The 21,011-nt window shown below is 74.3% G+C and carries 23 protein-coding genes; 9 read left to right on the top strand and 14 right to left on the bottom strand.

The genetic code is table 11. The annotated features are described in order from the left end of the window. Positions 1–777 carry a MerR family transcriptional regulator gene (locus ACFY4B_RS19190; protein WP_074001095.1) on the top strand — a complete coding sequence of 259 codons (777 nt, stop codon included), beginning with the start codon at positions 1–3 and terminating at the stop codon, positions 775–777. A gap of 54 nt (positions 778–831) precedes the next feature. Here ACFY4B_RS19190 and ACFY4B_RS19185 read toward each other — a convergent pair whose 3' ends face one another. The 4 genes from ACFY4B_RS19185 to ACFY4B_RS19170 are packed head-to-tail and all read right to left on the bottom strand — an operon-like array spanning position 832 to position 3,521. Continuing rightward, positions 832–1,260 carry a lasso peptide biosynthesis B2 protein gene (locus ACFY4B_RS19185; protein ID WP_387969124.1) on the bottom strand — a complete coding sequence of 143 codons (429 nt, stop codon included), beginning with the start codon at positions 1,258–1,260 and terminating at the stop codon, positions 832–834. After that, positions 1,257–1,562, bottom strand: a complete 306-nt coding sequence (locus tag ACFY4B_RS19180) for a lasso peptide biosynthesis PqqD family chaperone (protein ID WP_387969122.1) — start codon at positions 1,560–1,562, stop codon at positions 1,257–1,259. Before ACFY4B_RS19180 ends, ACFY4B_RS19185 begins: the two co-directional genes overlap by 4 nt. Continuing rightward, on the bottom strand, positions 1,562–3,391 hold the full coding sequence (locus tag ACFY4B_RS19175; RefSeq protein WP_387969119.1) for an asparagine synthase-related protein: 1,830 nt from the start codon (positions 3,389–3,391) through the stop codon (positions 1,562–1,564). Before ACFY4B_RS19175 ends, ACFY4B_RS19180 begins: the two co-directional genes overlap by 1 nt. A gap of 10 nt (positions 3,392–3,401) precedes the next feature. Continuing rightward, a complete protein-coding gene (locus ACFY4B_RS19170) occupies positions 3,402–3,521 on the bottom strand; it encodes a lasso RiPP family leader peptide-containing protein (protein ID WP_107086612.1) in 120 nt (39 codons plus the stop codon). 275 nt (positions 3,522–3,796) lie between these two features. Between ACFY4B_RS19170 and ACFY4B_RS19165 the strand changes: the two genes are divergently transcribed. Further along, complete coding sequence (locus ACFY4B_RS19165; protein ID WP_387969116.1) at positions 3,797–4,522, top strand: class I SAM-dependent methyltransferase; 726 nt, start codon at positions 3,797–3,799, stop codon at positions 4,520–4,522. An 87-nt stretch (positions 4,523–4,609) separates the two neighbouring features. On the opposite strand, the gene ACFY4B_RS19160 is transcribed toward ACFY4B_RS19165, so the two are convergent. The 3 genes from ACFY4B_RS19160 to ACFY4B_RS19150 form a co-directional block, all read right to left on the bottom strand. Then, a complete protein-coding gene (locus ACFY4B_RS19160; protein ID WP_049658590.1) occupies positions 4,610–5,194 on the bottom strand; it encodes a short chain dehydrogenase in 585 nt (194 codons plus the stop codon). A gap of 29 nt (positions 5,195–5,223) precedes the next feature. After that, positions 5,224–5,457: a DUF4287 domain-containing protein gene (locus tag ACFY4B_RS19155; protein ID WP_387821642.1), complete on the bottom strand. Its 234-nt coding sequence runs from the start codon at positions 5,455–5,457 to the stop codon at positions 5,224–5,226. A gap of 143 nt (positions 5,458–5,600) precedes the next feature. Next, the gene (locus ACFY4B_RS19150; RefSeq protein ID WP_387969113.1) at positions 5,601–9,587 is read right to left on the bottom strand and encodes a Pls/PosA family non-ribosomal peptide synthetase; all 3,987 of its coding nucleotides are present in this window, start codon (positions 9,585–9,587) and stop codon (positions 5,601–5,603) included. A 416-nt stretch (positions 9,588–10,003) separates the two neighbouring features. Here ACFY4B_RS19150 and ACFY4B_RS19145 point away from each other — a divergent pair, with 416 nt between their 5' ends. After that, positions 10,004–10,723, top strand: a complete 720-nt coding sequence (locus ACFY4B_RS19145; protein WP_387969111.1) for a histone deacetylase — start codon at positions 10,004–10,006, stop codon at positions 10,721–10,723. A gap of 68 nt (positions 10,724–10,791) precedes the next feature. Then, positions 10,792–11,577 carry a hypothetical protein gene (locus ACFY4B_RS19140; protein ID WP_387969109.1) on the top strand — a complete coding sequence of 262 codons (786 nt, stop codon included), beginning with the start codon at positions 10,792–10,794 and terminating at the stop codon, positions 11,575–11,577. A gap of 98 nt (positions 11,578–11,675) precedes the next feature. On the opposite strand, the gene ACFY4B_RS19135 is transcribed toward ACFY4B_RS19140, so the two are convergent. After that, the gene (locus tag ACFY4B_RS19135) at positions 11,676–12,194 is read right to left on the bottom strand and encodes a SixA phosphatase family protein (RefSeq protein WP_387969106.1); all 519 of its coding nucleotides are present in this window, start codon (positions 12,192–12,194) and stop codon (positions 11,676–11,678) included. 194 nt (positions 12,195–12,388) lie between these two features. Further along, positions 12,389–12,865 carry a carboxymuconolactone decarboxylase family protein gene (locus tag ACFY4B_RS19130; protein WP_117485235.1) on the bottom strand — a complete coding sequence of 159 codons (477 nt, stop codon included), beginning with the start codon at positions 12,863–12,865 and terminating at the stop codon, positions 12,389–12,391. Between the two features lie 170 nt (positions 12,866–13,035). On the opposite strand from ACFY4B_RS19130, the gene sigJ reads away from it, so the two are divergent. After that, positions 13,036–13,977, top strand: coding sequence for an RNA polymerase sigma factor SigJ (gene sigJ / locus ACFY4B_RS19125; RefSeq protein WP_387969103.1), 942 nt, complete (start codon positions 13,036–13,038; stop codon positions 13,975–13,977). A gap of 90 nt (positions 13,978–14,067) precedes the next feature. Here sigJ and ACFY4B_RS19120 read toward each other — a convergent pair whose 3' ends face one another. Then, entirely contained in the window at positions 14,068–14,523 is a 456-nt protein-coding gene (locus ACFY4B_RS19120; RefSeq protein ID WP_143204473.1) for a hypothetical protein, read from the bottom strand. Between the two features lie 703 nt (positions 14,524–15,226). Between ACFY4B_RS19120 and ACFY4B_RS19115 the strand changes: the two genes are divergently transcribed. Then, a complete protein-coding gene (locus tag ACFY4B_RS19115; RefSeq protein ID WP_387969100.1) occupies positions 15,227–15,796 on the top strand; it encodes a nucleoside deaminase in 570 nt (189 codons plus the stop codon). Here ACFY4B_RS19115 and ACFY4B_RS19110 read toward each other — a convergent pair. Continuing rightward, positions 15,790–16,410: a DUF2306 domain-containing protein gene (locus tag ACFY4B_RS19110; protein ID WP_387969098.1), complete on the bottom strand. Its 621-nt coding sequence runs from the start codon at positions 16,408–16,410 to the stop codon at positions 15,790–15,792. The genes ACFY4B_RS19115 and ACFY4B_RS19110 overlap by 7 nt on opposite strands. A gap of 224 nt (positions 16,411–16,634) precedes the next feature. Here ACFY4B_RS19110 and ACFY4B_RS19105 point away from each other — a divergent pair, with 224 nt between their 5' ends. Further along, on the top strand, positions 16,635–17,021 hold the full coding sequence (locus ACFY4B_RS19105; protein WP_387969095.1) for a fucose-binding lectin II: 387 nt from the start codon (positions 16,635–16,637) through the stop codon (positions 17,019–17,021). A 78-nt stretch (positions 17,022–17,099) separates the two neighbouring features. On the opposite strand, the gene ACFY4B_RS19100 is transcribed toward ACFY4B_RS19105, so the two are convergent. Beyond that, positions 17,100–17,453, bottom strand: a complete 354-nt coding sequence (locus tag ACFY4B_RS19100) for a VOC family protein (protein WP_049650880.1) — start codon at positions 17,451–17,453, stop codon at positions 17,100–17,102. Positions 17,454–17,598: 145 nt separating this feature from the next. After that, positions 17,599–18,327, bottom strand: a complete 729-nt coding sequence (locus tag ACFY4B_RS19095) for an HAD family hydrolase (protein WP_387969092.1) — start codon at positions 18,325–18,327, stop codon at positions 17,599–17,601. A 685-nt stretch (positions 18,328–19,012) separates the two neighbouring features. On the opposite strand from ACFY4B_RS19095, the gene ACFY4B_RS19090 reads away from it, so the two are divergent. Together ACFY4B_RS19090 and ACFY4B_RS19085 are read left to right on the top strand one after the other, a co-directional pair. Beyond that, the gene (locus tag ACFY4B_RS19090) at positions 19,013–19,609 is read left to right on the top strand and encodes a DUF5919 domain-containing protein (RefSeq protein ID WP_387969090.1); all 597 of its coding nucleotides are present in this window, start codon (positions 19,013–19,015) and stop codon (positions 19,607–19,609) included. 53 nt (positions 19,610–19,662) lie between these two features. Then, the gene (locus ACFY4B_RS19085) at positions 19,663–20,154 is read left to right on the top strand and encodes an NUDIX hydrolase (protein ID WP_387969087.1); all 492 of its coding nucleotides are present in this window, start codon (positions 19,663–19,665) and stop codon (positions 20,152–20,154) included. Positions 20,155–20,212: 58 nt separating this feature from the next. Here ACFY4B_RS19085 and ACFY4B_RS19080 read toward each other — a convergent pair whose 3' ends face one another. Then, entirely contained in the window at positions 20,213–20,791 is a 579-nt protein-coding gene (locus ACFY4B_RS19080) for a ketosteroid isomerase family protein (protein ID WP_387969084.1), read from the bottom strand. Between the last annotated feature and the right edge of the window lie 220 nt (positions 20,792–21,011).

The raw sequence follows: 21,011 nt of genomic DNA, 5'->3' as shown, positions 1-21,011 counted from the left end.
ATGGCAAACGGAGTCACGATCGGGCAGGCGGCCGCGTACGTCGGCGTCACGGTGAAGACGGTGCGGCACTACCACCGGCAGGGGCTGGTCGAGGAGCCGCTGCGCGACGCCTCCGGCTACCGGCGGTACGGGTCGGGCGAATTGCTGCGGCTGGTGCAGGTCCGGACGCTGGCCGCCGCCGGGGTGCCGCTGGCGGAGGTCGGGCCGCTGCTCGACGCCGACGGCGAGCGGTTCGCCACCGCCCTCGCCGACGTGGAGCGGCGCCTGACCGAGCGGATCACGGAACTGACCGCGCGCCGCGACACCCTGCACCGGCTCGCCGACGGCGACCGGGCCCTGCTGCCCGACCGCGCCTGCGCGGTCCTGGAGCGGATGCCCGGGCTCGGCTTCGGCCCCGACTACGTGGCGGCGCAGCGCGAGGCCCTGGTGCTGGCGCGGGCGCTGGTGCCGGAGGGCTTCGACGGCCTCCTCGCCCAGCTCGAACTGCGCCTGGACGACCCGGGGTTCGTCGAGCTGACCAGACGCGGCCAGGAGGCCGAGGCCTGGGAGCCGGACGATCCGAGGGTCGAGGAGCTCGCCGCCGCCATGGCCGACCACTACCTCGCCAACCCCGCCCTGCTGGGCGACCCGGCCGGCCTGCGCGCCTGGGCCAGGGCCGCCACCCAGTACCGGCTGATCGACCGCCACCGCGACGACCAGGCCCCGGTCTCGGCCCGGCTGACCGCGCTCACCGAGGCCCGGCTGCGCGCCGCCGGCGTCCCGTCCCCGCACCGGTAGCGCCCCCGGCCGCCCGCGGGAAGCCGGGCCGACTTCCCGCGCGGCCCCCGCCGGTCACCAGCCCGGCCGGGGCTCCGGGGCGATGGTGATCAGCGGGTGGAAGTGGGCGAGTTCGGCGGGCTCGTCGACGGGGCCGCCCTCGGCCTCGATCCAGGCGTGGGCGCGGAACGGGGCGGTGCGCACGCCGGTGCGCCAGGTCGGCCAGGTGCCCCGGGTGCGGCACAACAGGGCTGTGGCGATGGAGCGTTGGAGGCAGCCCTGGCCGGCGCAGCGCATGCTGAGGGCGACCACGGCCTGCCGGGCGGCGAGGGCCTCGGCGCGGTCGGCGGGCCGGGCGCCGCGGCGCAGGGCGAGCATCACCCGGCGGATGCGGGCCGGGGGGAGCCGCTCGATCAGCCGGGCCGCGCCGATCGCCGCGAGGGCGGCGGGCCGGCGGCGCCAGGGCGGGCGGCCGGCGCGGGTGGCGTGGGCGTGCAGGCTCATCCGGCCGTGCCCGCTCCCGTGCCGGCCGGTCCGCCGGCGCCCGGTCCGGTGGTGACCAGTCCGGCGGTGCGCAGGGTCTCGTGCAGCCGGTCGACGTCGGCGCGCGCCCGGTCGGCGGTGACGGGGTGGCGGGCGCTGAGGTCGGCGGCGGTCTCCTCGGCGGTGCGGCCGTCCAGCAGGGAGCGCAGGACGAGCAGTGCGGTGCGGTTGAGCTGGTAGTAGCGGCCGGAGCGCTCGTCGAGCAGGACGGCGCCGTCGTCGGTCGGGGTGAGCGTCACGTCGGGGCGCAGCTGGGCGGGCATCAGGTCCCTCCGGTGGTGGTGGCGGTGCGGTGGCGGCTGCCGTGGGCGCGCAGCCAGTGTTCGCAGGCGAGGGTGGCGTCCAGGGCGGCGTAGGGGGTGCCGGTGGGGTAGAGCCCGAGGCAGGCCTGGCGCAGGGCGTCGGGGTCGATCAGGCCGGCGCGGGCCAGGGCGCTGTCCTCGGTGAGGGCGGCGAGTCGGGCGCGGTGGCGGGCGAGGCCCTGGTGGGCGTCGGGGGTGAAGTCGCCCTTGCCGGTGCGGCGCAGGAGGTCGGCGGGGACGTCCGGGGCGAGGGCGGTGGTGAGCAGGGGCTTGTAGGCGAAGGGGGTTCCGCGGGTGGCGGGGTCGGCGGCCAGGCAGGCGTCGAGGACCTGGTCGTCGAGGAAGGGTGTGCTGTACGGGGCGCCGGCGCGGGCGGTGGCGTCGACGAGTTGGCGCATGGCGGAGGCGCTGTGCCGGACCGTGCGCAGGACCTGGTGCTGGGCGTGCTGCGGGGCCAGGGGCGGTGCGTCCCGCAGGGCCTTGAGCTGGTCGCGGACCAGGGCGGCGGCGTGCGGGGTGGCCCAGGGCGGCAGCCGGGGTTCGGTTCCCCAGCCGAGGAGTTGGGTGGTGGGCGGCGCGGGGTGGGTGAGGCGGTCGGCTGCGTGGGCGAGCCAGGCGGGGTAGGGGCGGGGGTCGGCGAGGGCGCCGAGGGCGTCGGGCAGTTTCCAGCGCAGGCGGGCGCGGTGTCCGCGCAGGTGGCGGGCGGCGATGGCGGGGTGGCGCGGGGCGAGGGTGCGCAGGTAGGCGGGGAGGGCCTGGAGGACTTCGTCGCCGCCTTCGCCGCTGATGCGCAGTCGGGCGCCGTGGGCGGCGAGGAGGCGGGCGACGGCCTCGTCGCGGGCCCTGGTGCGGGTCCAGGCGAACGGTTCGTCGCCCTGGGGGCCGGGGGTGTCGGTGTCGGCGAACATCGCGGGGAGGTCCTCGGCGGGCAGGACGAGCCGGGTGCCGGGCAGGTGGCGGGCGGCGCGGTCGGCCCAGGGGGCGTCCTCGTGGTGGGGGTCGAGGGAGCCGATGGTGACGGTGAGCAGCTCGGCGGGGCCGGTGGCGGCGAGGAAGCACAGGGGGGTGGAGTCGAGGCCGCCGGACAGGTCGGCGGCGACGAGGCCGCCGTCGCGGGTGCGGGCGGCGACGGCGCGGTGCAGGGCGTGGCGCAGGGCCGTCGCGGCTTCGGGGCGGGGTCGTTCGGGGGCGGGCGGCTGCCAGTGGGCGAGGGTGCGGGCGGGGCGGGCGGGGGCGAGCAGGGCGGTGTGGTGCGGTGGTACGGGGGTGATGCCGGGCCACAGGGGCAGGGTGTCGGCGGGGTGCGGCAGGGGGTGGGCGAGGCGCAGGGCGAGGCGTTCGGTGGACGGGGCGAGGCCGGCCGCGGCGGCCAGGACGTCGGCCCGGTCGGCGAGGACGGGGACGCCGTGGACCTCGGCCAGGTGGAGGCGGTGGAGTCCGGACAGCGAGCCGCGGGCGGTGACGGTGCCGTGCACGGTGGCGATCAGGTGGTGGCTGCCGGCCGGGCCGTCGGTGTGGGTGAGGGCGAGGGCGTCGCGCGGGTCGCGGAGGTGTTCGGCGCGGCGGCGCAGTTGGTGGGTGTCGGTGTCGCTGGTGCCGAACACGGCCAGGGCGACCGGTCCGGCCTGGGCGGTGACCGCCTCGTCGGCCGGCCAGTGGCCGAGGATCCAGGGGCGGCCGCTGGGGTGGTGCAGGGCACGGCGCTCGGCCGTGCCCCACACCGCGGCCACCGCGGCTGCTGCGTCGGTGTCCGGCAGGACCACGAACCAGGTCCGCCGGTGGCCGTTCACGGTTCGGTCCTCAGGGGGCGAGGTAGTAGCCGTGGACGTCGGACTGGTTGCCGATGTCGAAGCCCCGGGTGAGGTCCGCGAAGTCGCCGAGTTCGATCATCACCGGGGGCTCGTACACGTCGTCGGTCATGGCAATGTCCTCTCTTGTGCGGGGAGTTGGACACGATCGCCGGCCGGCGGTGCTCCTACTCTTCCTCGTCGGTTCGCCGACGGACAAGCGGCGCCGGGGCCTTCGGCCGGAACCCGACGGCCCGGGCGGGAGTGGCCGCAGGCACTCGCGGGACTGCTGAGCACCCGGGCGAGCGGGTGGCGGGGGCGGCGGGCGGGAGGCCGGATTCGGCCAGCTCCGGACGAAATGGTGTAGACCTGTCCGCGGCCGGACGGGGCCTCGCCTACGGTCGTCCCATGGCTGACGCATGCTTCGGGCACCCGCGGCTCGCCGCGCTCTACGACCCGCTCGACCCCGACCGCGGCGACCTCGACGCCTACCTGGCGATGGCACGGGAGTTCGGGGCGCGCCGGGTGCTGGACATCGGCTGCGGCACGGGGGTGTTCGCGCTCCTGCTGGCCGGCCGCGGGTTCGAGGTGGTCGGCGTCGATCCCGCCCTGGCCTCCGTGGAGGTCGCGCGCGCCAAACCGGGCGGCGGGCGGGTGCGGTGGATCCACGGCGACGCGACGGACCTGCCGCCGCTGCGGGTTGATCTGGCGACGATGACGGCGAACGTCGCCCAGGCGATCGCCGGTCCGCGGGCCTGGCGGGGGACGCTGCGGGGGGCCTTCGCGGCGCTGCGGCCGGGCGGGCGGCTGGTCTTCGAGACCCGCGATCCGGGCGCCCGCGCCTGGGAGGAGTGGACGCGCGAGCGCTCCCACCGGGTGACGGAGGTCCCGGGCGCGGGTGCCGTCGAGAGCTGGGTCGACCTGGTCGGGGTGCGCGGGCCGCTGGTGACGTTCCGGTGGACGTACGTGTTCGCGGTGGACGGGCAGGTGCTGACGTCGGATTCGACGCTGCGCTTCCGGGAACGGGCGGAGGTGGAGCGGGACTTGGCCGCCCACGGCTACGTGCTGGAGGAGGTCCGCGACGCTCCCGACCGGCCCGGGCGGGAGTTCGTCTTCGTGGCCCGGCGCCCGTGACCCCCGCCGCTCCGTATCACCCGCCGCTCCGGGGCGCCGTGCGCGGGAAGTCGGCCGGGCCGACTTCCTGTGCGCGGGCTCGGCGGTTCAGGGGAGCAGGGTCTCCCCGTTCGTCCGGCCTTCCACGGCGGTGACGTAGGAGCGGGCGGCGTCGACGGCGAGGATGCCCGGGGCCGGGTCCCGGCCGAGGAGCTGCAGCGTCTCGGCGATCCAGCCGGGGCTGACGAGGTTGATCCGCAGGTCGCGGGGCAGTTCGGCGGCGGCGTTGCGGACGAAGCCCTCCAGCCCGGTGTTGATGACGGCGCCCAGCGATCCACCGACCATCGGGGTGGTGAACGTGCCGCCGGTGAGGGTGATGGAGCCGCCGTCGCGCAGGTGGTGCTGGGCGCGCCGGGCCAGGGCGATCTGGCCCAGCAGCTTGCCCTGCAGCCCGGCGAGGAACTCCTCGTCGGTCGCCGTGGCGAAGTCGACCATCGGGCCCGACACGGCGCAGCAGACGACCGCGTCGAGGTCGGGCAGGCCGGCGAAGAGCGCGTCCAGGGAGTCGGAGTCCTCCAGGTCGACCGTCACCGGGCCGCTGCGCGAGGCCCGTACGACCTGGTGCTCCTTCTCCAGGGCGGTGGCGACAGCGCTGCCGAGTGTGCCGGAGGCTCCGATCACGAGTACCTTCATGCCGTCGATGATCGCATCAAGTGGCCCTCTCAGGAGGACTTTTCGGCAAGGGCGTGGGCGACGAGGGCGTTCGCGTGGCCGTGGCCGATGTTGTGCTCGGTCTTGAGCCAGGCGACGAGCTCCATGTGCCTGGCGAGCGGGGAGGCGCGAATGAGGTCCTTCCACTCCTCGACCGGGCGGCCGTACTTCTTCTCGATGGAGGGGAAATAGGAGGCGGGGCCCTTTACGGCGGGGGCCTTCGCGGCGGTCTCCGCGGTCTTCACGGCGGTCTTCGCAGCGGTCTTCGCGGCGGGGGCGGCGGTCATGGGCGGTTCCTCTCGGGAGGGCGGGAAAGAAGAAGCGGTGCGGTCACGGAGGTAGACCGTGACCGCACCGCGAACTCATCGCCCCACCGGAGTGATTCGCGTCACACTCCGGCGGTGGCCCGGTGGCGGCGCCGGCCGGCGGGCGGGGTGGGGTCGGCGTCCCAGGCCGCGACGGGGTTGCCGAGCCAGCGGCCGCCGCCGGGGACGTTCTCGCCGCGCATGACCAGGGAGGCCGGGCCGACGGTGCTGCCGGCCCCGAGGGAGGCGTTGAGCAGCACGATGGAGTGCGGGCCGGTGGTGGAGCCGGCGGCGAGGTGGACGGGGCCCAGCCGCATGACGCGGTCGTGGAAGAGGTGGGTCTGCAGGACGGTGCCGCGGTTGACGCTGGCGCCGGCCTCGACGGTGACCAGGTCGGTCTCGGGCAGCCAGTGGGTCTCGCACCACACGCCGCGGCCGATGCGGGCGCCGAGGCTGCGCAGCCACACGTTCAGGTAGGGGGTGCCGGTGATGGTGTGGCCGCCGAAGGGCATGGCGAGTTCCTCGACGAAGGTGTCGTAGAGCTCGTTGCGCCACACGAAGGAGGACCACAGGGGGTGTTCGGCGACGCGGAAGCGTCCGACGAGCAGCCACTTGGCGGCGGTGGTGACGGCGCAGGCGACGACGGCGGCGGCGGTGAGCACGAGTCCGGCGGTGCCGAGGGCGACGGCCAGGCCGTAGTCGTCGCGCAGTTCCTGCAGGGTGGCGAGGACGAGGTCGCCGAGCAGGGCGGCGAGGACGATCGGCAGCAGCCGGCAGAGTTCGACGCCGGCGCGCGCCCACATCAGGCGCCGGGGCGGGTTGTAGGTGCGGGCGTCGGCGCCGGTGTCGGCGACGCGGGGCAGCGCGAAGGCGGGGCGGCCGAGCCAGGAGGAGCCTTCGGGGGCGTGGGCGGGGGTGTCGGACAGGACGCCGACGAGGGAGTTGTCGGGCAGGTGGCGGCCGGGGCCGACGATGCCGGAGTTGCCGACGAAGGAGCGGCGTCCGACGTGGGCGGGGCCGAGGCGGAGCCAGCCGCCGCGCAGCTCGTACGGGGCGACGAGGGTGTCGTCGGCGAGGAAGGCGCCGTCGTCGACGCGCATCAGGCCGGGCAGGGCGAGCACGGTGGAGGCTTCGACGCGCCGTCCGACGCGGGCGCCGAGCAGGCGCAGCCACACCGGGGTGAAGAGGCTGGCGTAGAAGGGGAAGAGGGTGCGCCGGGCGGTGTCGCTGAGGCGGCTGACGGCCCAGGCGCAGAAGGCGACGCGGCCGGTGGCGGGGTGGTGGCCGGGGCGCAGCGGGAGGGACAGCAGGCGCACGAGGAGCGCTATGAGGGTGGCGTAGCAGACGACGGTGAGGGCGGCCAGCGGGATGGTGGCGGGCAGGAGCTGGACGAGGGCGCCGAGCAGGGTGGCGTCGCTGTCGATCATCGGGTAGACGATGGCCAGGGCGGGCAGCGCGGCGAGGATCGGGACGAGGCCGAAGAGGGCGAAGGCGGCGCCGTAGGCGAGGTTCCAGCCGCGCGGGGCGGGGGCGGGGGCGGTGGGCCAGTCGGCGGGGGCGGTGGTGTCGGGGCGGGCCGGGGAGCCGGTCCAGTGGGCGCCGGGCGGGACGGCGGTGGTGGCGGTGACGCAGGAGCCGGGGGCGATCTCGGCGCCGGCGCCGATGCGGGCGCCGGGCATGAGGGTGGCGCGGTGGCCGATGCGGGCGCCGTCGCCGATGTCGATGCGGCCGAGGTGGAGGGTGTCGCCGTCGAGCCACCAGCCGGCGAGGTCGGCTTCGGGTTCGACGGAGGCGTGGGCGCCGATGCGGGCGAGGCCGGTGACGGGGGGCAGGGTGTGGAGCTGGACGCCGGGGCCGACGCGGCAGCCCAGGGCGCGGGCGTAGCGGGGGGCCCAGGGGGTGCCGGCGAGGGCGGCGGTGCCGAACATGGCGGTGTAGCGTTCGGCGGCCCACAGCCGCAGGTGGACGTGGCCGCCGCGGGGGTGGCTGCCGGGGCGGATGCGGGCGGTGAGCAGGCGGGCGCCGGCGGCGGCGAGCAGGGTGCGGCCGGGGGCGCTGTAGAGGAGGAGCAGGCCGGCGCCGACGGGCCACCAGGAGCTGTGGGGGGCCCAGGCGAGGTGGCTGCCGGTGAGGTTGTCGAGGGCCATCAGGAGGAGGATCCAGCGCAGTCCGGCGAGGGAGAACATGCCGAGGAGCAGGAGGGTCTGCCACAGGCCGGCGCTGCGGGGGGTGCGGCGCACGGTGCGGCCGCGGACGGCGGAGGAGGCGGCGTCGTCGAGGACGGTCTCCTCGGGGGCGGCGGCCGGGGCGAGGGTGTCGAGGTAGCCGGCGAGGTCGGCGAGGACGGGGTGGGCGTACAGGTCGGCGACGGAGACGCCGTTGTGCCGGGTGCGCAGTTCGGAGACGAGGCGGGCGGCGGTGAGGCTGGAGCCGCCGAGGGCGAAGAAGTCGTCGTCGGGGCCGGGGGCGGTGCCGAGCAGGCGCTCCCAGTGGGCGGCGAGCCGGCCGGCGGTGCCGTCCAGGGCCCGGGCGGCGGGGGCGGTGCCGGTGGTGGCGAGCGGCCAGGGCAGGGCGTTGCGGTCGACCTTGCCGGAGGTGCGGGTGGGCAGGGACTCGACGAGGGCGAGGACGGGCACCAGCGGGGCGGGCAGGCGCTCCAGCAGCCGGCGGCGGGCGGTGGCGAGGTCGGGGGTGGTGCCGGGCCGGGCGACGAGGTAGCCGACGAGCAGGTCGGCGCCGGCGGGGGTCCTGCGGACGGCAGCGGCGGCGGCGCGCACGTCGGGCAGGGCCTGGAGGGCGGCGTCGATCTCGCCGAGCTCGATGCGGCGGCCGCCGAGCTTGACCTGGTCGTCGGCGCGGCCGAGGAAGATCAGGCCTTCGGGTTCGTTGCGCACGAGGTCGCCGCTGCGGTAGACGCGGGGCGAGGCGAGGGCGGGGTGGGCGCTGAACTTCTCGGCGTCCTTGGCGGGGTCGAGGTAGCGGGCGGTGCCGACGCCGGTGATGAGCAGTTCGCCGGTCTCGTACCAGGGGACGGGGTGGCCGGCCTGGTCGACGACGGCGATCTCCCAGCCGTCGAGGGGGGCGCCGATGCGCACCGGCTGGCCGGGGAGCATGCGGGCGGCGGTGGCGACGACGGTGGTCTCGGTGGGGCCGTAGGTGTTCCAGAACTCGCGGCCGCCGGTGGCGAGGCGGTCGACGAGTTCGGCGGGGCAGGCCTCGCCGCCGACGATGATCAGGCGGACGGCGTCCAGGCACTCCTGCGGCCACAGGGCGAGCAGGGTGGGGACGGTGGAGACGGCGGTGATGCGCCGGCTGACGAGCCAGGGGCCGAGGTCGGTGCCGGCCTTGACGAGGGAGCGGGGGGCGGGCACCAGGCAGGCGCCGTGGCGCCAGGCGAGCCACATCTCCTCGCAGGAGGCGTCGAAGGCGACGGACAGGCCGGCCAGGACGCGGTCGCCGGGGGCGAGCGGCTGCTGCGGGAGGAAGAGGCGGGCCTCGGCGTCGACGAAGGCGGCGGCGCTGCGGTGGGTGACGGCGACGCCCTTGGGGCGGCCGGTGGTGCCGGAGGTGAAGATGATCCACGCGTCGTCGGCCGGGGCGGGCCAGGCCGGACGGCCCGAGGGGCGGGCGTCGGTGGGGGCGTGCAGGGCGCGGCCGGGGCCGAGGACGGCGCAGACGGCGGCGTCCTGCCAGATCATCTCGGCGCGCTCGTCGGGGTCGTCGGCGTCGACGGGCACGTAGGCGGCGCCGCAGCGCATGACGGCGAGGATCGCGATGTAGAGGTCGGCGGTGCCGGAGGGGATGCGGACCCCGACGCGGTCGCCGCGGCCGATGCCGTGGCCGGCCAGCTGCCCGGCGAGGGTCTCGACCTCGTGCAGCAGGGCGCGGTAGTCGAGGACGGTGTCGCCGGTGTCGAGAGCGGGCGCGCCGGGGTGCGCCTGCGCGGTGGCGGCGATGATGTCGAGCAGGCTGCGGGGGTGGGCGGGCTGGGCCGCCGGCCAACCCGCCACGGGGCCCGGGTTCGGGCGGTGCAGCGTGCCGGGGCCGGCCGTTTCGTGGCGTGCGTCCATGGATGGGTTCCTTGGCTCCGGGGTCCTGGGGGCGCGTACGGGTATCACGCGGGGTGACGCCTTTGTCACCTGCTGGGTGCGCCCACTCACCATGACTCCGCTGGGAGTCGGCTGGATGCAGTGAGGAATCGATCAAAGAAAATTCTCATCATCGATGCCACGCGAGGGCAGCAACGGTATGAATCGAATGCTATTTCGCTGGTTTCCGATCGTTTTCGCTGGTGAAGAGTAATCGCCGAATACCGGAGCGGTGCGACGGGAGCGAGAAGAGTGATGAACACCATGGCGACCGATTCGCTACCAGTAGTGAAGGGGCCGCTGCCGAATCGGGGGGTTCTGGTCGGATCACTGGCGTGTTCACGGTTTTCACATATTCCTGTGGGAGTCTTTCGCAGCCCACACCGCGGCTCCTTCCTGTGAGCGGGCTGGGCAGCGGCGCGCCCGACTGGGATTCGGCTGGGCGGGACCGTGACGGGCAGGGCGACAGGGAGAGCGGTACGGAGAGCAGCGGGGAGAGCGGCGGGGAGGTGCTCGTCTGGTACGTGGCGTACGGCTCGAACCTGCACGCCGCCCGCCTCGCCCGCTACCTGCGCGGCGGCCGCCCCGACGGCGGGGCGCAGACCCACCCCGGCAGCCGCGACCCGCGCCCGCCGCGCCGGGCGGTGGCCACCGTACTGCCGGGCGTGCTCTACTTCGCCGACCACTCGCTCACCTGGGGCGGCGGCTCGGCCTTCTACGACCCGGCCCTTCCCGGCGAAGTCCCCTGCCGGGCCTACCTGGTGACGGTCGGTCAGTTCAGTGACGTCGCCGCCCAGGAGATGCGCCGCTCCCCCGGCACCGACCTCGACCTCGCCCCGGTGCTCGCCGCCGGGCGCGCCGAACTGGGCCCGGGCCGCTACGAAACCCTGCTGCACGTCGGCGAGTCGGACGGCCACCCGCTGCTGACCTTCACCGCCGCCCGGGGCGTGGCCGGCGCCGAGCTCAACGCCCCCACCCCGCCCTACCTGCGCACCCTGGCGGCGGGCCTGGCCGAGTCCCACGGCTGGGGCCCCTGGCGCACGGCCGGCTACCTCGCCACCCGCCCGGGCGCGGCCGGGCACTGGACACCGGCGGCGGTGGCGGCGCTGCTGCTGTAGGCGCGGCCGTGGCCCGCGCACCGGACCCGGGCCCGGCCGCTGTCGGCGGGCGCCGCTACCGTGCCGCCATGACCTACCACCCCACCGCGCCCGCGGATGCCGACTGGGACCGCCAACTCGCCGACGCCTTCGCCGCCTTGCTCGGCCGCCCCCTCGCGGAGTACGACCCCGACGCGGTCTACGCCGCCTGCGTCACCGGCAACCTGCTGTACGAGACCGGCTTCCGGCGCGAGCACGCCTGGGTGCGCCCGGCGGCGCTGCGCGGCGAGGAGCCGTTCGTCTCCCGGCTCCACCTGTTCGACGAGGCCGAGGGGACGCCGGTCTTCGACCCGAGCCGCTCGGTATTCGAGTTCCGGCCGTCCGACGCCGGGGCGCATCTCCCCGAGGGCTTCGCCGCCGCCGTCGAGGCCGCCTGCTTCAGCCCCGGACTGCTGCGGGGCGCCGACCTCGCCCCGCTGCTGGAACGGTATGGCGTCGACCTCACCGACCCGGCCCTGGCCGGTACTTGGGAGGTCTACGCTCCCCTGCTCGTCTCCGACGGCACCCTCCTGGACGCCCTGTGCACGGCCTTCGCCACCGGCCGCACCCCCGGGGAGCTGATGCCCTTCACGGCGGAGCCCGAGGAGGAGTGGGAGGAGGAGCTTTCCGTGATCGGGAACCCCGAACTGCGCACCCACCTCGGCTACTTCTGCACCGACGGGGAGACGGGCCTGATGCCCGTGTCCGCCGACACCACGGCCTTCGGCCTGGACGACGAGGGCTGCGAACCGGTCGCGGGGTGGGAGGACGGGCACGGCCAGGTGGAGATCACCGTCATCCGGCTGAGCGACCACGTCGCCGGGCCGCGCCGCTGACCCCGGCCCGATGCTGCCGCCCGGCGAACTGCCGGGCGGCACAGCCGTGTTCGGGCGGTTTGGGTGCCCTGCGGCGCGGGTGTCAGGCGGTACGGGTCTCAGGCGTGCGGCGTCCAGAAGGCGGTGAGCCGGCCGACGCCGTGCTCGACGCCCTTCCAACTGCCCTGGAACTCCAGGACCGCGATGGCCGAGGTCGGGAAGCCGGAGCGGTTCATCCGCGCCAGCAGGTCCCCCTCGGCCTCGCCCGCCAGGGCGTCGGCCAGCGCGTGGACGCCGGGGTTGTGGCCGACCAGGACCAGGTCCCGCACCTCGTCGGACTGCTCGCTGAGGAGCGCGATCAGCTCCCCGAGGCTCGCCTCGTACACGCGCTCCTCGGCGACGGTCTTCGGCACCACCGGGAGCTCGGCGGTCGCGAGCCTCCAGGTCTCACGGGTCCGCACGGCGGTGGAGACCAGCGCGAGGTCGGGGGTGATGCCGGCGCCGGCGATCCAGCGTCCGGCCGCCGGCGCGTCCTCGCGGCCCCGCTCGGCGAGCGGGCGCTCGTGGTCGTCCACGTCGGGGTGCTCGGCCTTGGAGTGGCGCAGCACGACGATCCGGCGCGTCGATTCCTCGGACATGGACGTCTCCCTCGGTTCCCGGAACGGGCGGTTCACCCGGACCAAGATCGTAACAGTCCGTACTGACGGTCCATCGGGTGGAACGCGACGGGTGCGCCGCCCCGGGCGGGCGGCGCACCGCCCGGGCCCCGGCCTCCCCACCGGCCGTACCCGGCGGGCCGGTTGGGGAAGGGCCGGGCCCGGAGCCGCGCCGGTCAGTGGTGGTACATGCCGACCTCGTAGCCGCCACCGGGCTGGCGGATCATCACGTTGGCCCGGTTGAAGGCGTTGATCAGCGCGATCGCGCAGACCAGCGCCGCGAGCTGCTCCTCGTCGTAGTGCTTGGCGGCGTTCGCCCACGCCTCGTCGCTCACCCCGCCGGCCGCGTCGGCGAGCCGGGTGCCCTGCTCGGCGAGTTCCAGCGCGGCGCGCTCGGCCTCGGTGAAGACGGTGGCCTCGCGCCAGGCGGCGACCAGGTTGAGGCGCACCGGGTCCTCGCCGGCGTGCACGGCCTCCTTGAAGTGCATGTCGATGCAGGCGCCGCAGCCGTTGATCTGGCTGGCGCGCAGCCGCACCAACTCCTGGACGGTGTACGGCAGGGCCGACTCGGCGATGGGCTTATTGGCCGCGATGAGGTGCTTGAGGACCTTGCCGATGACGGGGCTGGCGAAGGGGTTGAGGCGGGGTTCCATGGCGTGCTCCTCGGTCGCTGTTCCGTTTGCTGCCCCTTGAGACAGGACGGCCCGCCGTTCTGTGACATCCCCCTGCCGCCCGGGCTCCGTGACCTGCGCCACACCACCCGCCGGTGGGCTCCGGCGGGCCTCGGATAGCCTGCTGGCCACGGTCGGGACAGGGGGTCCACATGACGGGTACGGCGGATGTGGCGGGCGTGGCCGGGTACCGTCCGCTGCTGTTCTCCATCGCGTACGGGATGACGGGTTCGGTCGGCGACGCCGAGGACCTCGTCCAGGACGCCTTCCTCGGCTTCACCCGCGCCGACCGGGCCGGCACCGCGATCGCCGACCCCAGGGCGTACCTGACCACGGCCGTCACCCGCCTGGGCATCAACCACCTCACCTCCGCCCGGGTGCGCCGCGAGGCCTACGTCGGCGAGTGGCTGCCCGAGCCCGTCGTCACCACCGCCGAGCGGCCCGGCCCGGCCGAGCACGCCGAGCTGGCGGACACCCTGTCGATGGCGTTCCTGGTGCTGATGGAGGCCCTCTCGCCGGTCGAGCGCGCGGTGTTCACGCTGCGCGAGGCCTTCGGGTACGGCTACCCGGAGGTCGCGGAGATGGTGGGGAAGAGCGAGGCGAACTGCCGTCAGATCCTCGCCCGCGCCAGGAAGCGCCTGGCGCCCGCGGCGCGCGAGGACGAGGCCGTCGCCCCGGCCCCGGCCCGCCGTGCGGAGGGCGAGGAGCTGGCCCGCCGCTTCTTCGAGGTCGCCGAGGGCGGCGACCTGGACGCCCTGCTCGGCATGCTCGCCCCCGACGTGGTGTTCCAGGGCGACGGCGGCGGCAAGGCCCGCGCACTCGCCCACTCCCTCACCGACCCGCGCCGCGTCGCCCAGCTGCTCGTCGGCGGCCTGCGCCGGGTCCGCCGCCTGGGCGCGCGCCTCGTCCCGGCCCGGGTCAACGGCCGCCCGGGCGCGGTGGTGTACGACGCGGAGCAGCGCGTGGCCGGCGTCATCGAGCTGGACATCGACGCCGACGGCGCGGTGCGGTCCGTCCACGCCGTGTCCAACCCCGACAAGCTCGCCCACCTCGGGCCGGTCTCGGGCCTGGGGCTGCTGCCGGCGCCGAAGTAGCCGGGCGACGCAACGGCCCGGGCCCCGGCAACCACCGCCCGGGCCCGGGCCGTTCGTCGTACGGGTGCGGCCGGAGGGCCGGCCGGAAGGTCAGAGCGCGGTGCAGACGGCGGTCGCGCGGATGGACTCGGTCCCGGTGCCGGTGTTGGTGCCGCGCACGACCCAGGAGTTGTCGGTCGCGTAGGAGTCGGTGACGAAGATCCGGAAGGCGCTGGTCTGGCCGCCGCCGCCGGTGGGCACCTCCCCGGACGGACAGCTGACGATGGCGACCCCGTTGTCCCCGGGGGCCACGTCGATCCAGTCGCCGACGACCTGGTCGTGCGCGGCCATCAGTGCGGGGCTGACGGCGGCCGGGCCGTGCGGGACGACGACGGTCGGCTTGACGTTGGGCTTGCCCACGGGCTTGCCCGCCGGCTCGCCGACGGGCTCTCCGACGGGCTTGTGGCTGGGCTTGCCGTCGGCGACGGCGGCCACGGTGCCCGTGGCCAGGACACCGGTGACGGCGACGGCGAGGGCGGTCAGGACGAGGGGCTTCATACGGGCCACGGGGGCTCCTGAGGGTTGCGGCTCGGGGTGCGTCGACGCGGGGCCGTTCCCCGCGTCGAGGCCGATCCGTACCCGAACCCCCGGCTCCGGCGCGGAGGCCCGCCGTACCGGCTACCCGGGCGGGGGAACACCGCTGCCCGACCGGGCTAGCCGGGGCCGGCATCCCCCGGTTCGATCAAGGAAGCCGTCCACGGGGGAAACACGGGCAACCGCCACCTCGGCACGTTCCGGCACTTCATCGCCGCGGCCCGCGTCATCGGCCGGCGCGACGCCCCGCGCCGCCTCGCGCTCGGCGCCGGGTCCGCCCTGGTCGCCGCGTGCTCCGCCGCCGCCTCGAACGGGGACAGGCTGGACGTCAGCCGCTCCGGCACCACCCTGCGCATCGCCGACACCGCGAACGGCCGCCCCACCACTCACGTCCGCACCCGCGCCCGAGCACCGCTCCTTACGCCGTCGGCCCAACTCGGGCGCTCCACACGGGCCGTGGCGCATCCGTGGCTCCCACGAACCGGGCGGCCTGCCACCCGAGCGGAGGAGCACCGCCGGCCGCGGGACACCGAACCCGGGCAGGCCCCGTGCCGGTAGTCCGGTTGCCCGGCCCGGGATGGTGGCTATCTTCTGAAAAGGAGATGAATATGCCAATTTGCCTCTTCCTGCCACCCATCCGCCGGGAGAGGCCTGACCCGCGCGACAAAGGGGCATCATGGCGAACAAGCCGAAGAAGAGGTTCATGAGGGAGGCCGTGCGCCTCGCGACGGAGTCGGTGGTGAACGGCTGGGGCGGGCCGTTCGGCGCGGTGGTCACCCGTGACGGCGAGATCATCGCCCGCGGCCAGAACCGGGTCCTGCTGACCGGCGACCCGACGGCACATGGCGAGGTCGAGGCCATCCGCAAGGCGATCCAGGTGCTCAACCCGGAGGCGCCGTCGATCGCGGTGAACCGTCAGAACGAGAGCACGCTGGAACTCATCCCGAGCGAGCCGTCGGACAAGGAGCCGTTCCGCGCCCGGATGCTCAAGGGCTGCGAGATCTACACCAGCGGCCAGCCGTGCCCGATGTGCATGAGCGCCATCTACTGGTCCCGGTGCGACGCCGTCTACTTCAGCCGGAACCTGGACGAAACCGCGGAGATCGGGTTCAGCGACGAGTACCAGTACAAGGACTTCGAGAAGCCCATCGAGAAGCGGAGCATCCACATGGAGCAGAGCTTCCGCAAACTCGGCAAGCCCGCGTACGACGCGTGGAGGGCCAGGCCCGACAAGCACCCCTACTGACCTGTCACCACCTCCGCGACAGCGCGGCGGGGCCGGGTGAACCAGCAGGCCAGCAGCAGGTTGGGCACCCAGCACAGCCAGGCGATGGCGGTGTAGGAGGTGCGGAAGTCCAGGTGCGCGGCCGTCGCGGCGACCAGCATCAGGCGCAGCGTGACGGCGGCGAAGGTGAGCGCGAAGCTGCGGATCATCCAGCTGCGGTGGTCGGCCACCCGGCCGTCGAGGATCGCCCGCAGCCCGGCGTTGCCGGTCACCAGCCAGGCCACGGCCAGGCCGACGAAGCCGAGCCTCGCGACCGCTCCCCCGTACGCGACGGGCGCCAGCAGCAGCGCGCCCACCCCGCCGACCAGGCAGCCGAGCAGGTAGACGACGCCGATCCGGCGGTGCAGGCGCGGCCGGCGCTCGCGCAGACGGGCGGAGAACTGCCAGGGCCCGACCGCGAGTGCGGTGATCGCGCCGAAGATGTGGATGTAGAGCGGGACTTCGTGGCTCAGGTAGGTGGCGCGCTGCTGCTCGAAGAACCCCGCGGGGTCGAAGCTGAAGTACTTGGCGGAGACCACGGCGATGAGAGTGGCGAGCACCGTCATGACGGCCCAACCGGCCCGTGTGATGCGCATGGACCGAGTGTCCGGCCTGGCGGCCCGGGCCGACATCCGGGTTGCCCCCGAGAGGAACCCCCAGAGAACCCCACCTCCCTTCCGGGGGTTGGCACTTGGCGCCCGATGTCAAGATCGTTCCCTCGAAAGTGTCATTCCGGAACGGAGTTCCTTGGAATCGATCGCGGCGCGGCTAGCGTGAGCGGTGATCACCACGAGAACTCCCCACGGACCGAAGGAATCCCATGTCCGACGCCTATGTCCTCGTCAAGGGCAACACCGCCGAGATCAGCCTGCCCGCCGGCGCCAAGGTCGCCGTCAAGGCCAAGACCAACTCGTCCAACGTCCAGAAGGTGCGGCTCACCAGCAAGGATGGCGTCGTCGACCTGGCGTTCAGCGGGACCGGCGAGCACAACGCCGTCATCGGCCAGGAGACCATCACCGGGCAGGCCGGCCTCACCGCCGTCTTCGAGTTCAGCGAGGGCGACGGCGTCTTCAAGCCGAGCAGGCTCAACTCCGGTGGCCCGTACGAGATCGGCGCCTACAACCTGATGGTGCTCGTCGCCGAGAACGGCGACGACGCCGACTACAACGACACCATCCTCGAGTTCAGCTGGTACACCCCGAAGTAGCCGCAGGGGCGGCAGGCACGCCTCTGGCCCGGCGCGGGATCCCGCGCCGGGCCGGAGGCGTGTCCGCGGGCGGCGCGGTCAGGCGGGCTGCCAGAGCTCGATGCGGTTGCCCTCGGGGTCGGTGACCCAGCCGAACCGGCCGACCCCGTCCATCTCCTGCGTCTCCCCGGCCACGTCGGCCCCCTTGGCGCGCAGCTGGGCGAGCATCGCCTCCAGGTCGCGGACGCGGAAGTTGAGCATGGTCTGCTGGCCGCGGGGCCCGAAGTAGTCGGTCCCGGACTCGAAGGTCGCGAACACCGTCGGCCCGGCTTCCTGCTGCCACAGGCCGTGCTCGTCGGCGTCCAGCCCCAGGCAGTCGCGGTACCAGGCGCCCAGCGCCGCCGGGTCGGCGGCCCGCAGGAAGTATCCACCGATGCCGAGCACTCGTTCCATGCCGTCATCCTGCCAGGCCGGCGGCCGCCACCCCGATCACCTCCAAGGAGGCGCCCACAACCGGGTGAAGCGGCGGCGAGCGTGAACCGTCCCGGGGTGGGGTCGGGCCTTCACCCGTGAAGGCCCGAACCCACGGTCGAGGGCGTCATACAGCACGATCCGGTTCGCGGAACGGTTGAGGATCCACAGCACGCGATGCCCACGTGGCGTCCCGGCTCCCCCCGGACACGTACGCGCCGAATACGGAGGTGTCGAGATCCTTGAGGGACTCCAGTACCAGCGTGGCAATCGCGAAGCGAGGATCACTGCGATCAGCGGCCTCGGGAACGGCGACGACCGCCATCTGGGCTGACACGCCGGCGAGGACGCCGTTGAGCGAGTCCTCGATCACGACGCATTCGTCGGGTGACGCGCCGAGGGCGGCGGCTGCGCGGAGATAGGCGCCCGGGTGGGGCTTGCCGTGTTCGTCGTCTTCGGCCGAGAACACGGCATCGAAGGATCGGTCAAGGCCGGTGCTCGCGAGCGCATGCCGAATCACCGACTCCGGCGAAGACGACACGACGGCCATCGCCCTCGATGCGCGCGCGCACGCCGCGACGGCGTGTTCGGCGCCGGGTTTCAGCGCCACTCCCTCCAACCTGCGGCACACGGCGGCCACGATCTGCTGCTCGACGTCGTCGGGGTCGGCTTGAATCGTGGCCCGATCGAACCAGTAGGCCACCATGTCCCGTTGCCGCAGCCCGCGCGTCGCCGCCTGCATCTCCGTTGTGAGGTGCAGGCCAAGCGGACCGAACACGTCACGCTTTGCCGCGTCCCAGACCGGCTCGGAGTCGATCAGAAGGCCGTCCAGGTCGAACAGGACAATCGGTTGCATCGGTTGCTCTTTCGTTGGCGATCACGCGAGGACGAGACGATTCGCTGCCCCGCCGTGCATGAGCGGATGGTGCCGTGGCCGATGACGAGGCCCATGAGCCGCCAGCCGGCCCGGCGGCGAGCGTGAACCGTCCCGGGGCGGGCTCGTCGGCCCACCCCCGGTCGGCCGGCCGCTTCATCCTCGATCGAACTCCTTCCACACTAGCCGGAACCGGCTCCAGTCCGAGTACGGAAGTTGATCTTCTGACAGGACATCACCGGCTTCCCGCCGGATGCTTGCCCGGTGAGCGTGGCGAGGACGCGCTGGCGGTGGGGAGCGAGCGCGTCCGTGGAAAGCGCGGGACGCCACACCGGGACGATCGAGCCCGATCGCGCGGGCCCTCGGCAGGGAGACTCCTGCGGGAGCGTTCGTCGCGGGCACCGGCCCGGAGGAATCACCGGCTTCCGGGCCGGCTTCACCTGCCTGTCCGGGCCGTCTCCGCTTCGGCGAGCTCAGCGAGTACCCGGTCCGCCGCCTCCCGAAGCCCCTCCACGCGCTCGCGCGCGGCCGGCTCCCACTCCTCCAGGAGACCCACCAACGGCTTCTTACGCCTGGGACAGTGGAACGCCGGCTCTCCGACGCGGCGCTGGTGCCGCATCAGCGGAACCGTATCGATGTCTGCGCGGCTTTAGGGGTTGATGAACGAGTGATCTGGCCCAACAGCGTCCGGGCGAACGTCAAGACCGGGCACGACCGGGAGGTGTTCGCCGTCTATCCGCACCGGTCGGCCTGCCCTCAGTCGGTCTGGGCGCAGCTGATCGCCGAGGCGCGGTCCGAGGTCTTCCTCGCCGGGTACACCAACTACTTCGTCTGGCTGGAGCAGCCCGCCCTCCTCCAGACCCTGCGGCGCAAGGCCGAGAGCGGCTGCCGCATCCGCTTCCTCCTCGGCGATCCCGAGTCCGGGACGACGCGCCGGCGCGAGCAGGTCGAGGACGTGGCCCTCACCGTGTCCACCCGGATCCGGGTCACGCTGGAGCACCTGGCCAAGCTCTCCGGCAGCCCGGGCGTCGAGGCGCGCTTCAGCTCCCCGGAGGACGGCCCGAACCACATCGGCCTGTCCGTCTTCCGCTTCGACGAACACGCCCTGGTCACCCCGCACCTGGCCCGCACCGTCGGCCACGACTCCCCGTTGATGCACCTGCGGCGCAGCGAGGAGAACGGCATGTTCGACCGCTTCGCCGAGCACATCGAGGAACTCTGGTCCCGGGGCAGCGCCATCCCCACCGACCCGGCCCGCGCATAGGAAGTCGGCCCCGCCGACTTCCTGCTCCACCGCTCAACCAGGAGGGCACCACCATGAACAGCGGCGGCCGGAACGGCTTCGGTGACGGCGCCGCCGATCCCTCTCCCGCAGCGCTCCACTCCGTGTCCGTCGCGGGAGTGGTCGTCCACGAGGACGGGCGCGTGCTGGCGATCCGGCGGGCCGACAACGGCACCTGGGAGCCGCCGGGCGGCGTCCTCGAACTCGCCGAGACCGTCGAGGACGGCCTGTGCCGCGAGATCCGAGAGGAGACCGGCATCGAGGTCGGCGTCGACCAACTCACCGGCGTCTACAAGAACATGAGCCGTGGCGTCGTCGCTCTGGTCTTCCGCTGCCACCCCACCGGCGGCGCCGAACGGCTCTCCTCCGAGTCCACCGCCATCGCCTGGCTGACTCCCGACGAGGTCACCGACCGCATGGCCGAGGTCTACGCCGTCCGCGTCCTCGATGCCCTGCACCCCGGCCCCGCCCGCGTCCGCTCCCACGACGGCCGGCACCTCACAACCGCCCCCGAACGCCTCGCGTGAGAAGTCGGCCCCGCCGACTTCCCGCTCCGCCGTCCATGGCTACGGGCCGCGCGCGCCCTTACGGACCCCTCTCGGCAGGCCGGTCGCCGACGGCGTCCCCGGCCTCATGTCCGTGCACGACTCCAAGGACCCCTCCGGCCGGGCCCTCCCCCGCTCCTGTGCGGGGCCGGGGACCGGTTCGATTCGCGGGAGGCGGGTCTTCTCCCCCACGGGCTCCAACTGCGGGCGGTCCGCCCGCAGTCGCGGCGTGACGGCCGGGGGCAGCGGGCGGCAGCGGCCGTCCGCGCCCAGGTGCGGCTCGGCTCCAGAGCCACCTCCGCCAGGCGGGCATGAAAGCCAGCCGGAAGACGTGGTGGCTGAGGGAGGGGTGGTTGCCGGTGAGCGTCTGCACGAAGGTCTCGGTGAAGTCGACGGCCGAGTCGTCGAATCCGAGCTTGCCGACGACAACGGCGGGCACGCCCCCGTCGGACAGCCGCTGGCTGTCGACGTTGCTCAGGTCCCGAAGCTTCGCCTCGATGGCCTGTCGTCCCTGGACCTGCTGGCCTTCGAAGGTGAGCAGCGCGTCCTCCGCGTAGAACCCCCGCCACGCCTGCGCGGGACTCGCCGCCCTCGTCGAAGTGGGCGCAGTAGCCCTCATGGCGGGTGAGCTCACAGGGAGGTCGTCGTCAGAGTGCGGTTTCGGCTGTTCCGGCACTGTTTGTTGGCTCTCGGAGGTCGGACCGCCCCGGGAGCGTCCGAGCCGTCCCTCGGGGTGATGCTGCCGGGGGGGGGGGGGGCCCCCCCGCCCCCCCGCCCCCCCCCCCCCCCCCCCCCCCCCCCCCCCCCCGGGCCCCCCCCCCCGCCCGCCGCCCCCCCCC

This window comes from Kitasatospora sp. NPDC001261, from assembly GCF_042896795.1.
Taxonomy (GTDB): Bacteria; Actinomycetota; Actinomycetes; order Streptomycetales; family Streptomycetaceae; genus Kitasatospora.
Note: the sequence above shows the minus strand (reverse complement) of the source record. Positions and strands in the feature narration are given on the sequence as shown.

What these genes read in the sequence shown, in the direction of transcription:
- ACFY4B_RS19190 (WP_074001095.1), top strand. Translation starts at nt 1, where the DNA reads ATGGCAAACGGAGTCACGATCGGGCAGGCGGCCGCGTACGTCGGCGTC.
- ACFY4B_RS19185 (WP_387969124.1), bottom strand. Translation starts at nt 1,260, where the DNA reads ATGAGCCTGCACGCCCACGCCACCCGCGCCGGCCGCCCGCCCTGGCGC.
- ACFY4B_RS19180 (WP_387969122.1), bottom strand. Translation starts at nt 1,562, where the DNA reads ATGCCCGCCCAGCTGCGCCCCGACGTGACGCTCACCCCGACCGACGAC.
- ACFY4B_RS19170 (WP_107086612.1), bottom strand. Translation starts at nt 3,521, where the DNA reads ATGACCGACGACGTGTACGAGCCCCCGGTGATGATCGAACTCGGCGAC.
- ACFY4B_RS19165 (WP_387969116.1), top strand. Translation starts at nt 3,797, where the DNA reads ATGGCTGACGCATGCTTCGGGCACCCGCGGCTCGCCGCGCTCTACGAC.
- ACFY4B_RS19160 (WP_049658590.1), bottom strand. Translation starts at nt 5,194, where the DNA reads ATGAAGGTACTCGTGATCGGAGCCTCCGGCACACTCGGCAGCGCTGTC.
- ACFY4B_RS19150 (WP_387969113.1), bottom strand. Translation starts at nt 9,587, where the DNA reads ATGGACGCACGCCACGAAACGGCCGGCCCCGGCACGCTGCACCGCCCG.
- ACFY4B_RS19140 (WP_387969109.1), top strand. Translation starts at nt 10,792, where the DNA reads ATGACCTACCACCCCACCGCGCCCGCGGATGCCGACTGGGACCGCCAA.
- ACFY4B_RS19135 (WP_387969106.1), bottom strand. Translation starts at nt 12,194, where the DNA reads ATGTCCGAGGAATCGACGCGCCGGATCGTCGTGCTGCGCCACTCCAAG.
- ACFY4B_RS19130 (WP_117485235.1), bottom strand. Translation starts at nt 12,865, where the DNA reads ATGGAACCCCGCCTCAACCCCTTCGCCAGCCCCGTCATCGGCAAGGTC.
- sigJ (WP_387969103.1), top strand. Translation starts at nt 13,036, where the DNA reads ATGACGGGTACGGCGGATGTGGCGGGCGTGGCCGGGTACCGTCCGCTG.
- ACFY4B_RS19115 (WP_387969100.1), top strand. Translation starts at nt 15,227, where the DNA reads ATGGCGAACAAGCCGAAGAAGAGGTTCATGAGGGAGGCCGTGCGCCTC.
- ACFY4B_RS19110 (WP_387969098.1), bottom strand. Translation starts at nt 16,410, where the DNA reads ATGCGCATCACACGGGCCGGTTGGGCCGTCATGACGGTGCTCGCCACT.
- ACFY4B_RS19105 (WP_387969095.1), top strand. Translation starts at nt 16,635, where the DNA reads ATGTCCGACGCCTATGTCCTCGTCAAGGGCAACACCGCCGAGATCAGC.
- ACFY4B_RS19100 (WP_049650880.1), bottom strand. Translation starts at nt 17,453, where the DNA reads ATGGAACGAGTGCTCGGCATCGGTGGATACTTCCTGCGGGCCGCCGAC.
- ACFY4B_RS19095 (WP_387969092.1), bottom strand. Translation starts at nt 18,327, where the DNA reads ATGCAACCGATTGTCCTGTTCGACCTGGACGGCCTTCTGATCGACTCC.
- ACFY4B_RS19085 (WP_387969087.1), top strand. Translation starts at nt 19,663, where the DNA reads ATGAACAGCGGCGGCCGGAACGGCTTCGGTGACGGCGCCGCCGATCCC.
- ACFY4B_RS19080 (WP_387969084.1), bottom strand. Translation starts at nt 20,791, where the DNA reads ATGAGGGCTACTGCGCCCACTTCGACGAGGGCGGCGAGTCCCGCGCAG.